General features: G+C 63.7%; 14 protein-coding genes. 5 read left to right on the top strand and 9 right to left on the bottom strand.

Annotated features, from left to right (window positions below; all coding sequences use genetic code 11):
• The first annotated feature begins 90 nt into the window (after positions 1 to 90).
• On the top strand, positions 91 to 1,323 hold the full coding sequence (locus tag Q0105_RS05815; protein WP_298209703.1) for a multidrug effflux MFS transporter: 1,233 nt from the start codon (positions 91 to 93) through the stop codon (positions 1,321 to 1,323).
• A 21-nt stretch (positions 1,324 to 1,344) separates the two neighbouring features.
• Here Q0105_RS05815 and Q0105_RS05810 read toward each other — a convergent pair whose 3' ends face one another.
• From Q0105_RS05810 to orn, 3 genes are all read right to left on the bottom strand, one after another.
• The gene (locus Q0105_RS05810) at positions 1,345 to 2,820 is read right to left on the bottom strand and encodes a GGDEF domain-containing protein (RefSeq protein ID WP_298209701.1); all 1,476 of its coding nucleotides are present in this window, start codon (positions 2,818 to 2,820) and stop codon (positions 1,345 to 1,347) included.
• 154 nt (positions 2,821 to 2,974) lie between these two features.
• Positions 2,975 to 4,852 (bottom strand): DEAD/DEAH box helicase, encoded by a 1,878-nt coding sequence (locus tag Q0105_RS05805; RefSeq protein WP_298209699.1) that lies wholly within the window; start codon positions 4,850 to 4,852, stop codon positions 2,975 to 2,977.
• Between the two features lie 399 nt (positions 4,853 to 5,251).
• A complete protein-coding gene (orn, locus tag Q0105_RS05800; protein WP_298209696.1) occupies positions 5,252 to 5,830 on the bottom strand; it encodes an oligoribonuclease in 579 nt (192 codons plus the stop codon).
• Positions 5,831 to 5,867: 37 nt separating this feature from the next.
• On the opposite strand from orn, the gene Q0105_RS05795 reads away from it, so the two are divergent.
• From Q0105_RS05795 to rsgA, 3 genes are read left to right on the top strand one after another with little or no spacing between them, the layout of a single operon-like run.
• Positions 5,868 to 7,178, top strand: coding sequence for a M48 family metallopeptidase (locus Q0105_RS05795; protein WP_298209694.1), 1,311 nt, complete (start codon positions 5,868 to 5,870; stop codon positions 7,176 to 7,178).
• Positions 7,175 to 7,513: a 4a-hydroxytetrahydrobiopterin dehydratase gene (locus Q0105_RS05790; RefSeq protein WP_298209691.1), complete on the top strand. Its 339-nt coding sequence runs from the start codon at positions 7,175 to 7,177 to the stop codon at positions 7,511 to 7,513. Before Q0105_RS05795 ends, Q0105_RS05790 begins: the two co-directional genes overlap by 4 nt.
• A 35-nt stretch (positions 7,514 to 7,548) precedes the next feature.
• A complete protein-coding gene (gene rsgA, locus Q0105_RS05785) occupies positions 7,549 to 8,493 on the top strand; it encodes a ribosome small subunit-dependent GTPase A (RefSeq protein WP_298209689.1) in 945 nt (314 codons plus the stop codon).
• Positions 8,494 to 8,512: 19 nt separating this feature from the next.
• Here rsgA and Q0105_RS05780 read toward each other — a convergent pair whose 3' ends face one another.
• From Q0105_RS05780 to rpsP, 6 genes are all read right to left on the bottom strand, one after another.
• Positions 8,513 to 9,499 (bottom strand): CobD/CbiB family protein, encoded by a 987-nt coding sequence (locus Q0105_RS05780; RefSeq protein ID WP_298209687.1) that lies wholly within the window; start codon positions 9,497 to 9,499, stop codon positions 8,513 to 8,515.
• A 124-nt stretch (positions 9,500 to 9,623) separates the two neighbouring features.
• Positions 9,624 to 10,352: a CoA pyrophosphatase gene (locus tag Q0105_RS05775; RefSeq protein WP_298209685.1), complete on the bottom strand. Its 729-nt coding sequence runs from the start codon at positions 10,350 to 10,352 to the stop codon at positions 9,624 to 9,626.
• A gap of 78 nt (positions 10,353 to 10,430) precedes the next feature.
• Complete coding sequence (rplS, locus tag Q0105_RS05770; protein ID WP_298209683.1) at positions 10,431 to 10,817, bottom strand: 50S ribosomal protein L19; 387 nt, start codon at positions 10,815 to 10,817, stop codon at positions 10,431 to 10,433.
• A gap of 128 nt (positions 10,818 to 10,945) precedes the next feature.
• Positions 10,946 to 11,704 (bottom strand): tRNA (guanosine(37)-N1)-methyltransferase TrmD, encoded by a 759-nt coding sequence (gene trmD / locus Q0105_RS05765; protein WP_298209681.1) that lies wholly within the window; start codon positions 11,702 to 11,704, stop codon positions 10,946 to 10,948.
• Between the two features lie 42 nt (positions 11,705 to 11,746).
• The gene (rimM, locus tag Q0105_RS05760) at positions 11,747 to 12,319 is read right to left on the bottom strand and encodes a ribosome maturation factor RimM (RefSeq protein WP_298209679.1); all 573 of its coding nucleotides are present in this window, start codon (positions 12,317 to 12,319) and stop codon (positions 11,747 to 11,749) included.
• A 76-nt stretch (positions 12,320 to 12,395) separates the two neighbouring features.
• Positions 12,396 to 12,647, bottom strand: a complete 252-nt coding sequence (gene rpsP / locus Q0105_RS05755) for a 30S ribosomal protein S16 (RefSeq protein WP_063461301.1) — start codon at positions 12,645 to 12,647, stop codon at positions 12,396 to 12,398.
• Here rpsP and Q0105_RS05750 point away from each other — a divergent pair.
• Positions 12,637 to 12,972, top strand: a 336-nt coding sequence (locus tag Q0105_RS05750) for a hypothetical protein (RefSeq protein WP_298209674.1), incomplete at its 3' end; no start/stop codon positions are given. The two genes, rpsP and Q0105_RS05750, sit on opposite strands and share 11 nt — an antisense overlap.

The raw sequence follows: 12,972 nt of genomic DNA, 5'->3' as shown, positions 1-12,972 counted from the left end.
TAATCGACGGCAAGGCCCGCCTGCAATGCACCGGGCCTCTTTCGTGCCCGCCCTCTGCGGCACCTCCCCACCACCCCTCGGCCCCCTCGCATGAACCCACAAGCCCATCTGCTCTGGAAAGCACCCCGCTGGGCCCTCGCGGTGTTGCTGGCGGTGCTGGGCATGCTGGGGCCGTTCTCGATCGACACCTACATCCCCGCGTTCTCGGGCATTGCCACAGCCCTGGGCGCAACGCCGGTGGAGATGCAGCAGACGCTGTCGGCCTACCTGTTCGGCTTTGCGTTCATGAGCCTGTTCCACGGCGCGCTGGCAGACAGCTTTGGCCGCAGGCCGGTGATCCTGTGGGGCATTGCGGTATTCACCTTGGCCTCGGCAGGTTGCGCGCTGTCACAGACCATCGAGCAATTGGTGGTGTTCCGCGCGCTGCAGGGCCTGTCCACGGGTGCAGGCATTGTGGTTTCACGCGCGGTGATCCGCGACATGTTCCCACCCGCCCAGGCACAAAAGGTGATGAGCCAGGTGACGATCTACTTCGGCGTGGCTCCTGCGATCGCGCCCATCGTGGGTGGCTGGCTGTTCGTGCACACAGGGTGGCACAGCATTTTCTGGTTCCTGACCCTGGTGGGTGTCGCGCTGTGGACGGCCAACTACCGGCTGCTGCCGGAGACGCTGCACATGGACCAGCGCCAGCCCTTCAACATGCGCCACCTGATGCGCGGCTATGTGGAGCTAGGCTCCAGCCCCCGCTTTGTGCTGCTGGCGCTGGCCAGTGGCGTGCCCTTCAACGGCATGTTTCTGTACGTGCTCTCGGCGCCCGCTTTCCTGGGCGATCATCTGTCGCTGGCGCCCACGCAGTTCTTTTGGTTCTTTGTCCTGACCATCTCGGGCATCATGGGCGGGGCCTGGCTCAGCGGTCGCCTGGCCGGGCGCATCCCGCCCAAGCGGCAGATTCGCCACGGCTTCTTGATCATGTTCACGGTGGCGGTGCTCAATCTGGCTGCCAACCTGCTGTTTGCACCCCAGGCCTGGTGGGCGCTGCCGCCCATCGCAGTGTTTGCGTTTGGCTGGGCACTCATGGTGCCGGTGGTGACCTTGCTGGTGCTGGACCTGCACCCTGAGCGCCGGGGCATGGCCTCCTCCATGCAAGCTTTTGTGGGCTCCACCGCCAACGGGCTGGTCGCAGGCGTGATCGCACCGCTGGTGATGCACTCAGCCGCTTTGCTGGCCCTGGCCTCGCTGCTGATGATGGGCATTGGCCTCGTTGCCTGGATCTACCTGCACCACCGCTGGCCCGAAATAGGCCGCACGCCCGTCGACCTCTAAAGCCCCCGCGCTGCAACCAGCTCAGAGGCCGGAGGACTGCTGCCTGCGGTCGATATTCTTTTGCTGGTAATAGCGGTTCTTTTCCGCATACATGGCCTGGTCGGCGCGGTTGATCGCCGCCTCCACCGCCTCGCCCGAATGGCAACTGGCGATGCCCATAGCCAAGCTCAGGTGCTGGCCGGGGTAGAACTGGTTGTTCAACTCCAGCATAGAGATGATGCGCTCCTGCAGCGCATAGGCGCCGCGCTCATCGGTGCCGGGCAGCAACACGGTGAACTCGTCGCCGCCGATGCGCGCCGCGCAGGCTGGCGCATCCACGGCCTTGGCCAGCACTTCGCCCACCCGGCGCAACAGAGAGTCGCCAGCCGCATGGCCCTGCTCGTCGTTGACAACCTTCAAACCATTGAGATCGATCGCGATGACGGACAACGGCCAGGGGCCCTTGCGCGTGAGCCGGTTCAACTCTTCGGCATAAAAGGCACGGTTGCGCAACTGGGTGAGCACATCATGCTTGCCCAGATATTCAAGATAGGCCTCTGCCTTTTTGCGGGCGGTAATGTCCACCAACGACAAGAGCACCAGCCCCCAATCGTGCAGATGGCTGTCGAGCACAGAGAACTGCATGTGGATGTTCACCGCTTCGCCCGAGAGCGAGTAGTTCACCACCTCGCGCTGCTGGAAGGTCTTGCCTTCCCACAAATCCTGCAACTGCTCGGCAAAGGACTCGTGCATCTCGCCGCGGAACACGCGGCCGATGTTGTTGAGCAGCATCTCCTTGCTGGTGGCGCCGAACATGTGCAAGGTCTGCTGATTGACATCGATGACGCGGATTTCGTGCATGCAACGTGTCACAAAGTCCGGGTGTACTTTGAGGAAGGTTTTGAAATCGCCAATGCCCTGCGAGCGCACGCCCTCCAGCAGCTTTTTGACCGCACTGAAATCCTCGACCCAAAGCGACACAGGCGAATGCTCGAACAGGTCACGCGCATACTGCTCGCTGCGCTGTATCTGGCGTGCGGCGGTCAACTGCTGGGTGTTGTCTTCCAGCGAGACCAGCACACGGCTCCAGTCGTGCTCATGGCCCGGCAGAATGCGCGCGCGCACCTGCACATCGAGGCGCCGGCCGTCGAGCGCATAGTTCACCGTCTGATTGGAGAACTCCAATTGGCCGTTCCACAACTGTGCAAATTCGTGCGTCGCGGTGTCGTGCCGGTCATCACGAAAAACCTTGTCCAGATTGGCTTCCAGGTGCTGCAGATTGTCCGCCGACACCAGCTCCAGGGTTCGGCGGTTGACCTGAAGCACGCGCAGCGAGACGCTGCACTGGCGCAGGCGGGCTGGGTCTTCGGCCAGATGGGCACGAATGTCAGTCACCCCTTGCGCGCGCCAGCCGTCAAACAGCCGCTTGAGCTCGCTGAAATCTTCCAGCCACAACGACACGGGCGCCAACTCGAACATGTGCTCGAAATCAGCCTCTGAGGATAAAGATGACACCACGAAAAATTCCTCCGTGGATGATTATTGACGACATGCCCACCAAAAAACGGAGGGACTCTGTCGCGCTGGTGCAAAAAAAAGGCTGGCACCTTACGGAGCCAGCCTGAGGGTCAGCCGGTGCGCTCAACGCGCACCACCTTTATCCGACCACCCATCAGCGCGCGGGGCGTGCAGGACGCTTGCGCGCATCGTGGGCCACAAAGGGCTTGCCACCGCCGCCAGCGGGCTTGGAAAACGCGGGCTTGCGCGGTGCAAAGTCACCACGCGGTGCGCCCGCATCGCCACGGGGAGCAAAGCCGCCACGGGGAGCATCACCAAAGCCTGGCTTGCGGCCATAGCCTTCGCCATCGCGGCGGGGCGCAAAACCACGGTCGCCGCCACGGTCATCGCGGCCGCCAAAACCACCACCCTCACCACGGGCAGGGGCGCCACGGTTGTCACCACGGCCGGCAAAGCCGCCGCCAAAACCACCGCCGAAGCCGCCACGGTCATTGCCACCACGGGCTGGACCACCAAACTTGCGGTCACGGCTGTCGCGGTCGTAACCACCTGGGCGGCCACGGCCGCCAAAATCACCGCCACGGGGCGCTTGTGGAGCGCGCTGCGAAGGCTCCATGCCTGGGACCACTTCGGCCTTGAACTGCTGGCGGCTGTACGACTCAATGTCGTAGATCTTGCGGCGGTCGCGGAACTCGGCGAACGTCACAGCCAGGCCGTCGCGGCCGGCACGGCCAGTACGGCCAATGCGGTGGGTGTAATCCTCGGCCTTCATGGGCAGGCCAAAGTTGAACACGTGGGTGATCGTGGGCACGTCGATGCCGCGCGCGGCCACGTCGGTCGCCACCAGTATCTGCACCTGGCCGTTACGCAGCGCCATCAAGCGGCGGTTGCGCAGGCCTTGGCTCAGGGCACCGTGCAGGGCCACGGCCGAGAAACCGTCTTGCTGCAGGTCGTTGGCCAAACCGTCGCACTCCACCTGGGTGCTGGCGAACACGATGGCCTGGTTGATGGTGGTGTCACGCAGCCAGTGGTCCAGCAGCTTGCGCTTGTGCTGGGCGTTGTCTGCCCAATACAGCACTTGCTTGATGTTGGAGTGCTTTTCTTGCGGGGAATCGATGGTCACCTTCTGCACCGACGAGCCGCCGTCGTGCATCACGCGCATGGCGAGCTGCTGGATGCGGGGCGCGAAGGTGGCGCTGAACATCATGGTCTGCTTGCGCTGGCTGGTCAGTTGGTTCAGTTCGGCCAGGTCGTCCGAGAAGCCCAGGTCGAGCATGCGGTCGGCTTCGTCCACCACCAGGAACTGCACCTTGTCGAGCTTGATCTGCATGGAGCGCTGCAGGTCCAGCAGACGGCCAGGGGTGGCCACCACGAGGTCGGCGTTCTGCAGCTTGGCGATCTGCAACTGGTAAGGCATGCCGCCCACCACGTTGGCCACGCGCAGGCCACGGCAATGCTTGACCAGGTCGATGGCGTCATGCGCCACCTGCTGGGCCAGTTCACGGGTAGGGCACAGGATCAGGGCGCCGGGGGTGGCAGCCTTGAAGTTGCGCGAGCTAGTGGGGTCCTTGCGCTTGGCGCGCTTGGGAGCGGGTTCGCCACGCTCTGCAGCTTCGGCCACGGCGCGTGCAAAAGCAGCGCGTTCTTCGGCTTCGGCAGCAGCTTGCTGATTGATCAGCGTATGCAGCACGGGCAGCAGGAAGGCTGCGGTCTTGCCGCTGCCGGTCTGGCTGGAGACCATCAGGTCGATGAACTTGGTGGCGTCGTTGCCGCCGCCCATGGCCAGGGGGATGGCCTTGCGCTGCACGCTGGTGGGCTGGGTGTAGCCCAGGTCGGCCACGGCCTGCACCAGCTCGGGCGCCAGGCCCAGCTCGACGAAACCATTGGGCTCGGCGGTTACGACAGTGTCGGCTTCAACGGCAGTGGCAGCAGCCACTGCGGTGCCCAGGGGGGAAGACTGCACGGAAACGTCGGCAGCAAAGGAAGTATTGGCAGGCGCGAATTCGCCCTGCACCAAGGAGGTGTCGGTCATGATTTTTCTCTCACGAAGACGGTCGCGGGCGCTGCCCACGATTGGCTTCGTTGAATGGTTAAAAAACATCAACCATCAAACGAAACCTGCGCTGGCTCTGAGGCCAAGGCGGGTGGGCGTTATGCGCCAGTCCTGCACTGTTCGAGACAGTCGGCTGGCATGCCCGGTGTGTGAGGGGAGATGCACAAACTGCGCGGGATTCCTGCGCAGCCTGCGATTATCGCACGACTAGGGTTTCCCCGCAATACCCCTCAAACGCCCAGACGGTAACAACGTCTGCGACCTATGAAAAAACTGGAGCGGCCAAAGCCAGCGCCCCCGCGCAAGGGCCACCCCGCCGCGCTGGGGGCGTCCCCCTCCCAGGGGGAAGGCGCGAAGCGACTCAGGGGGTTTTCATTTTCACACCGACAGCAGGTGCTGGCGGTAGTGCGCCAGCTCGTCGATGGACTCGTGCACATCGGCCAAGGCTGTGTGCTTTTGCGCTTTCTTGAAGCTGGTGTAGGCCTCGGGCTTCCAGCGCTTGGCCAGCTCCTTGAGCGTGCTGACGTCGATATTGCGGTAATGAAAAAACCTTTCGAGCTTGGGCATGTAGCGCACCAGAAAGCGCCGGTCCTGGCCGATGCTATTGCCGCACATGGGCGCGGTGCCCTTGGGCACGTACTGGCTCAAAAAGGCAATGATCTGCTGCTCGGCCTCTTCCTCCGTGATGGTAGAGACCTTCACCTTGTCGATCAGGCCGCTGCGGCCATGGGTGCCCTTGTTCCAGGCGTCCATCTTGTTGAGCAATTCATCCGGCTGGTGGATGGCAAACACCGGGCCTTCGATGCGCGGCTCCAGGTTGGGGCCGGTGACCACAACAGCGATCTCCAGCAGGCGGTCCGTATCGGGTTCCAGACCGGTCATTTCGCAATCGAGCCAGACCAGGTTCTGGTCGGATTTGGCGAGCGTGGCAGGGGTGGGGTTGTTGGCTTCTGACATGGCGCGCATTGTCGCCGATGGCCTAAACTCGCCGCACATGCCCACTCTCAACGAATTCTCTCCCTCCACGCTGCTCACGCTGGCCTTTGCGGCTGCGCTGGTACTGGGCCTGGCGCTCAAGTTCTGGCTGGCCACCCGCCAGGTGCGGCACGTGGCCCGCCACCGCGCCAACGTCCCGGCCCCGTTTGCCGAGCGCATTCCCCTGGCGGCACACCAAAAGGCTGCCGACTACACCATTACCAAAGCGCGCTTGGGGCTGCTGGAGATGGCGCTCGGAACCGCCGTGCTGCTTGGCTGGACCTTGCTGGGTGGCCTGGACGCCCTGAACCAGGCCCTGCTCGCCTTGCTGGGTGGTGGCATGTGGCAGCAGTTGGCATTGTTGGTGGCTTTTGTAGCCATCGGCGGGCTCATCGACCTGCCCTTGTCGCTGTACCAAACCTTCGTGGTCGAAGAGCGCTTTGGCTTCAACAAGATGACCTGGCGCCTGTGGCTGGCAGATGCACTCAAGGGCCTGCTGGTGGGCGCCGCCATCGGGCTGCCGGTTGCCGCGCTGATCCTGTGGCTGATGGGCGCCGCAGGCCCGCTGTGGTGGCTGTGGGCCTGGGGCTTCTGGATGGGTTTCAACCTGCTCTTGATGGTGATCTACCCCACCTTCATCGCACCGCTGTTCAACAAGTTCCAGCCGCTTGAAGACGAGTCGCTCAAGGCCCGCGTCACCGCGCTGATGCAGCGCTGCGGCTTCTCGGCCAAAGGCCTGTTCGTGATGGACGGCAGCCGCCGCAGCGCGCACGCCAATGCCTACTTCACAGGCTTTGGCGCCGCCAAGCGGGTGGTGTTTTATGACACCCTGCTGCGCCAGCTCGCCCCTGGCGAGGTCGAGGCCGTGCTGGCCCACGAGCTGGGCCATTTCAAGCACCGCCACATCATCCAGCGCATCGTGACAATGTTCGCGATGAGCCTGGCGGGCTTTGCATTGCTGGGCTGGCTCTCGAACCAAGTGTGGTTCTACACCGGCCTGGGTGTGCGGCCCAACATCTCGTTCGACCCGGCCATGGCTGCCGCGCCCAACGACGCGCTGGCCCTGCTGCTCTTCATGCTCGCAGTGCCGGTGTTCACCTTCTTCATCTCGCCGCTGTTCTCGCAGCAGTCGCGCAAGCACGAGTTTCAGGCCGACGCCTACGCGGTGGCCCAGGCCAGCGGCGCCGACCTGTCGTCGGCCCTGCTCAAGCTGTATGAAGACAACGCCTCCACGCTCACCCCCGACCCGGTGTACGTGAAGTTCTACTACTCGCACCCGCCCGCCACCGAACGGCTGGCACGCATGCACCACACCCCTGCCCATCCATGACCACCACCATGTTGAAGAAAAAAGACTGGTCAGCGCTTACCCGCCGTGCGCTGACAGCTACTGAAGTTGTAGCAAACCTGGCCAAGCTCGAAGGCTGGAGCCTGAGCGGCGACGGCACAAACGTCGCCATCGAGAAGACCTACCACTTCGCCAATTACTACGAGACCATCTCGTTCGTGAACGCCCTGGCCTTCATCGCCAATGCGCAAGACCACCACCCTGACCTGTCGGTGCACTACAACCGCTGCGTGGTGCGGCTGAACACGCACGATGTGAACGGCATCTCATCAACCGACTTCGAGTGCGCCACCCAGTTCGATGCCCTGGTGGCATGAGCAGCACATGACCCGGCACACGACGGCGGCGCACCATGGCTGAGCGCAGCGCCCTCATGGAAGGCACCGTGGTGGCCAGCCATGGGCGCCACTGCATGGTTGAAACCCCGGACGGAGAACGCCGCATCTGCCACCCGCGCGGCAAAAAAAGCCAGTCGGTGGTCGGTGATCGCGTGCTGTGGCAAGCGCCCCCGCCCGGCCAGGGCGAAGAAGGCACCATCGAAAAAGTGCTGGAACGGCGCAACCTGTTCTACCGCCAGGACGAGATCCGCACCAAATCCTTCGCGGCCAACCTCGACCAGGTGCTGATCCTGATCGCGGCCGAGCCCGTGTTCTCCGAAAGCCAGCTCTCCCGCGCGCTGATCGCTGCCGAGGCCGAGGGCATCAAACCAATCATCGCGCTCAACAAAAGCGATCTGGTGGAACCCTTCGCCCGTGCCTGGGAGCGGCTGCTGCCGTACCGCCACATGGGTGCCGGCACGCACTACGGTGTGTTGCCGCTGTCGCTGACGCTCTCCAGCGACGTGGACCGTGCACTGCTGATGGACCACCTACAAGGCAAGACCACGCTGGTGCTGGGCCCCTCGGGCTCGGGCAAAAGCACGCTGATCAATCTGCTGGTGCCGGGCGCCACGGTGCTGACCGGTGAAATCTCTCAGGCGCTGAACTCGGGCAAACACACCACCACCAGCACCCACTGGTACTGGGCAGACGCTGCGCGCACCACGGCGCTGATCGACTCACCGGGTTTTCAGGAATTCGGCCTGCACCACATCGCCCCCATGCAGCTGGCAGCCTGCATGCCCGACATCGCCGAACACGCCACCGCCTGCAAGTTCTACAACTGCACGCACCTGCACGAGCCAGGCTGCGGCGTGCTGGATGCAGTCAAAAACGGCCCTGGCGCTGGAGGGATAAGCGCCAGCCGCTACAAAATATATAGCGACCTATTTGAAGAACTGAGCCACACGCGCTACTGAACAGGTTCCGGCTGACCCATCATCCCAGCAGGCGCGCCAGCGTGAGCAGCGCCAGCAGCAGCATCCAGACCACCACCGACCGCCACACCAGCCCCACCACGCTGCGCAGGTGGCCCACCTCGGGCTCGCGGCCTGGGGTGGCATCGCTGTCGCCCATGTCGGCGTCGATCTCAAGACCCTGTGGTGCCTGCATTTCGGTGCGTGCCTTCAGCGCCTCGCCACCCAGGCGCACGTTGATCGCGCCCGCCGTGGCGGCCAATATCACGCCATCGTTGTCGTTGGGGAAACGCTGGGCATGAAAACGCCAGCCCTCGATGGCTTCCTCAAAGCTGCCCACCACCGCAAAGCTCAGCGCCGTGAGCCGCGCGGGCAGCCAGTCGATCACCGTCCAGGCCTGGGCGCTGGCCTTTTGCAGCGATGCACTGGCGGGCTGGGTGCCCGCCCGCTGCTTGTAGTGCCAATAGCGCGAAACAAACTCTGCCAGGCGGTACAACACAGCCCCCGTGGGCCCCAGGCCCAAGGCTGCCAGCACCGAGAACCAGGCCAGCACACCAAACACATGGCGGTGCGCTGCCAGCACCGAATATTCGATTACATGGCGCACGATCTCGCTGCGGGGCAAGACCCCCACATCGACCTGCTGCCAGTGCGCCAGCCGTTCACGGGCAGCGTCTTCGTCGCCCTCTTCCAGCGCATCGCGGATACCGGTGAAATGGTGGCTGAACTGCCGAAAGCCCAGCGTGACGTACAGCACCGCCACGCTCCACAGCACGGCAAACGGCCACCCCAGCCCCCACAACAGCAGCCAGTGGATGGCCAGCGTGACCAAGGATGGAACCAGGACCGCCAGGCCCCAGGCCACCCAGCCGTGGTGCGGCTTGCCCGCATCGAAATTGCGGCTCACGGACAGCGCCCACGCCCGCAGGCCCGCGTGGATGGGGTTGCTGCGTGCCAGGGGGCGGGCCTGCTCGATCAGCAGAGCGAACAGGATGGCGAAGAAACTCATGGGGGGCAATGATACTGGGGCTTCGCCCGGATGCGCCCCATTGCCTGCAAGTCAGTTCACACTGTCTCAGAACCTGTTCAATGTCTTTTTGGAGTCGATCTTCAAAAAGACATTGAACAGGTTCTCAGGCCTGCATGAACCGGTAGAAGTTGCGCAGCATGCCCGCCGTGGCGCCCCAGATGAAGTGGTTCTTGCCACCGTCCTGGTAGGGCATAGAAAACCACTCGCGGTGGATGCCGTCGCGGTCGAACACGTGGCGCCGGTGGTTGGCGGGGTCGAGCAAAAAGGCGAGCGGCACCTCGAACATGTCGGCCACCTCGTAAGGGTTGGGCTTGAGCACGCAGCCGGGCCGCACCAGTGCCACCACGGGCGTGATGATGTAGGAGGAGCCGGTGGTGTAAGTGGGCAAAGTGCCCAGCACCTCGACGAATTCGGGCGCAAGCCCGACCTCTTCCTGCGCCTCGCGCAGCGCGGTGTCAGCGGCCGTGGCGTCATCCGGGTCTGCCCGCCCGCCCGGAAACGCCACCTGCCCCGAGTGCGTGGACAGGTGGGCCGTGCGCTCGGTGAGCAGCACCGTGGGCTGTTGCTGCTGCTCATGCAACATGATGGCGAGCAGCACGGATGCATGGGCTGGCTCGCGGTTCATGAACTTCTTTTCGAGCAGCACTTCGGGCTCCCACCGGGGCGGATGCGCAAAACGTGCGCGCAGCGCCTCGGGCGTCTGCGCGGCCGCAGGCACGGCAGGCAGATGCGCGTCCACGCCCACCACCGGCACCTGGCGGGGGTCGAAGTCGGGCAGACTCGACAGCGGGGCGATGACCGATGAGACGGTAGAAGTGGAAGAAGCGTTCACAAGAGGGTTCAAAAACCAGAAAAGCAAAAAGCCGCTACAGGCGGATGCTGTAGCGGCTTGTCAGGACGGGCCCGCGCCTTATGCGGCGTTGGCTGCAGCCTTGTTGACGCGCGAAGGCAGCTTTTCCTTGATACGCGCCGACTTGCCGCTGCGTTCACGCAGGTAGTACAGCTTGGCGCGGCGCACGTCACCACGGCGCTTGACTTCGATGCCGGCGATCAGCGGGCTGTAGGTTTGGAACGTACGCTCCACGCCTTCGCCGCTGGAGATCTTGCGCACGGTGAAGCCGCTGTTCAGGCCGCGATTGCGCTTGGCAATCACCACACCTTCATAAGCCTGCACGCGCTTGCGGGTACCTTCCACCACGTTCACGCTCACGATGACGGTGTCACCAGGGGCAAATTCGGGGATGGTCTTGTTCAAGCGGGCGATTTCTTCCGCTTCCAGGGTCTGGATCAGGTTCATGTTTGATATCCAACGATCTTGTCCGCGCCAAAAATGGCTGCGTCGGGATTGACGGTTCAGTGTTTTGCGGGAGAACTCCCTGTCAAAACGGCCGGCCAGAGGATCGAAAAGCCTTTGATTATAGCAATTCAGGCAAGCTTGGCCAATACGGCTTCATCCGCCGTTGTCAGACGCCCTGCCTGACGCGCTGCATCGATGAGATCGGGACGGTGGCGGGCCGTGGTGGCCAGCCGCTGGTCACGCCGCCAGCGCTCGATCTGCGCGTGGTGGCCGGACATCAGCGCGGCGGGCACCTGCAGCCCTGCCCACTCTTCGGGGCGTGTGTAGTGCGGGCAATCGAGCAGGCCATCGAGCGCCGGGTTGAAGCTGTCGAGCTGGTGGCTGCCCTCGTCATTCAGCACGCCGGGCTGCAGGCGGGCCACGGCGTCCAGCAAGGCCATGGCGGCGATTTCACCACCGGAGAGCACAAAATCGCCCAGACTCATCTGCAGATCGACATGCGCATCGATAAAACGCTGGTCGATGCCCTCGTAGCGCCCACACAGCAGGACAGCGCCCGCGCTGGCGGACCAGCGCTCCACGCCAGCATGGTTGAGCGGCGCGCCGATGGGCGAAAACAGAACCAGCGGCGCCTCGCCACCCTCGGGCTCTGCGCGCTCCGCGCGGATGGCCGAGAGGCACCGCTGCAGCGGCTCGGCCATCATCACCATGCCGGGGCCGCCGCCAAATGGGCGGTCATCCACGCGGCGGTAGTTGCCCTCGGCATGGTCGCGCGGGTTCCACAGGCGCACATCGACCTGGCCGCTGGCATAGGCGCGGCGCGTCACGCCGCTCGCAAGGAATGGCGCGAACAGCTCGGGAAACAGGGTGATGATGTCAAAGCGCATGGTGCGCGGCGTGCTGGGGGTGAAAACCGCTCAAAAACCCGCTCAATAGTCCGGCTGCCAATCGACCGTGATGCGCTTTTCAGGCAGCTCCACCTTGTCGACGAAGGCCGAGACAAACGGAATCATGCGCTCTTGCGCTTTGCCATCTTGTTCATAGGCCAGCACCAGCACCGTCTGGGGGCCGGTGGACATGAGATCCTGCACCTGCCCCAGCGCCACGCCTTCGCGATTGACGACCGAGAGACCGATCAGATCGACCCAGTAGTACTCGTCTTCCGTGGTGGACGGGAAACTCGACCGTGACACAAAAATACGCGCACCACGCAGGGCCTCGGCCGCGTTGCGGTCGTCTATGCCCTCGGCCCAGGCCACCACGGTATCCGAATGGTCCTTGGCCTGGCGGATGGACAAAAGCGCCGTGCCAGCGAACGTCTTGGCGCCCCGCTCGGAAGGGAGCAAATACCACTGCTTGGACGCAAACAGCGCCTCGGGGCTGCTGCTGTGCGACAGCACCTTGAACCAGCCCTTGACGCCCCAGGCATCGGCAATGCGCCCCACTTCAACGGCATCGGCGGGCAGCTCTGCGGGTTTTAGAGTCAGGGGAGTGGTGGCCATGGCAGGGAATCCAGAATAGGAAAAGGGCGGGTTCCGCCAGGCAAGTGCCGACGGAACCCGCCCTTTTCAGGGAGCTTTAAGCAGCCTTCTTGGCGGCTTGCTTGATCAGGCGGTCCACGGTAGGCGAGGACTGGGCGCCCACGCCCACCCAGTAAGCCAGGCGGTCTTGCACGATGCGCAGGCCTTCTTCGGTTTCCTTGGCGGTGGGGTTGTAGAAGCCGATGCGCTCGATGAAGCGGCCGTCACGGCGCACGCGCTTGTCAGCAACGACGATGTTGAAGAAAGGACGGCCCTTGGAGCCGCCGCGAGAGAGTCGAATGACGACCATGATTTATCCTTCGGGTGGTGAACTCCGGCAACATTTGCCGAAAGCCACAGTGTTCGCAACCATATTCGCAACGCTTGAGACACGCGACATGGCCACCCGGCCAGCGACACGCTGCAAAGCCTGCGATTATATCCATTTCCGTCTGAAGCGCGTGATGCACATTGACGTACTCACGTTGGGCCACAAGGCCAGCGATCGCAAGGCGCGGGCCGCCGCCAAGGCCGGGGCCTTGGCAAGGTCCACAACACCGCGAGCGCTGGCCTTGTGGCCCAACCCTTCGGGAAAGCAGGGGAAAGGCCCTGCCACGTCGTTGCAGGCCGCTTGC

Origin of the sequence: Acidovorax sp. (assembly GCF_027492855.1) — a bacterium.
In the GTDB taxonomy this organism is placed as follows: Bacteria; Pseudomonadota; Gammaproteobacteria; order Burkholderiales; family Burkholderiaceae_C; genus Acidovorax.
The sequence above is the reverse complement of the archived record's forward strand: the minus strand, read 5'-3'. Positions and strand labels throughout refer to the sequence as shown.

Excerpts from the sequence above, each read along its gene's own strand:
- Q0105_RS05815 (WP_298209703.1), top strand. The coding sequence starts at position 91 with ATGAACCCACAAGCCCATCTGCTCTGGAAAGCACCCCGCTGGGCCCTC.
- Q0105_RS05805 (WP_298209699.1), bottom strand. The coding sequence starts at position 4,852 with ATGACCGACACCTCCTTGGTGCAGGGCGAATTCGCGCCTGCCAATACT.
- orn (WP_298209696.1), bottom strand. The coding sequence starts at position 5,830 with ATGTCAGAAGCCAACAACCCCACCCCTGCCACGCTCGCCAAATCCGAC.
- Q0105_RS05795 (WP_298209694.1), top strand. The coding sequence starts at position 5,868 with ATGCCCACTCTCAACGAATTCTCTCCCTCCACGCTGCTCACGCTGGCC.
- Q0105_RS05790 (WP_298209691.1), top strand. The coding sequence starts at position 7,175 with ATGACCACCACCATGTTGAAGAAAAAAGACTGGTCAGCGCTTACCCGC.
- rsgA (WP_298209689.1), top strand. The coding sequence starts at position 7,549 with ATGGCTGAGCGCAGCGCCCTCATGGAAGGCACCGTGGTGGCCAGCCAT.
- Q0105_RS05780 (WP_298209687.1), bottom strand. The coding sequence starts at position 9,499 with ATGAGTTTCTTCGCCATCCTGTTCGCTCTGCTGATCGAGCAGGCCCGC.
- rplS (WP_298209683.1), bottom strand. The coding sequence starts at position 10,817 with ATGAACCTGATCCAGACCCTGGAAGCGGAAGAAATCGCCCGCTTGAAC.
- trmD (WP_298209681.1), bottom strand. The coding sequence starts at position 11,704 with ATGCGCTTTGACATCATCACCCTGTTTCCCGAGCTGTTCGCGCCATTC.
- rimM (WP_298209679.1), bottom strand. The coding sequence starts at position 12,319 with ATGGCCACCACTCCCCTGACTCTAAAACCCGCAGAGCTGCCCGCCGAT.
- rpsP (WP_063461301.1), bottom strand. The coding sequence starts at position 12,647 with ATGGTCGTCATTCGACTCTCTCGCGGCGGCTCCAAGGGCCGTCCTTTC.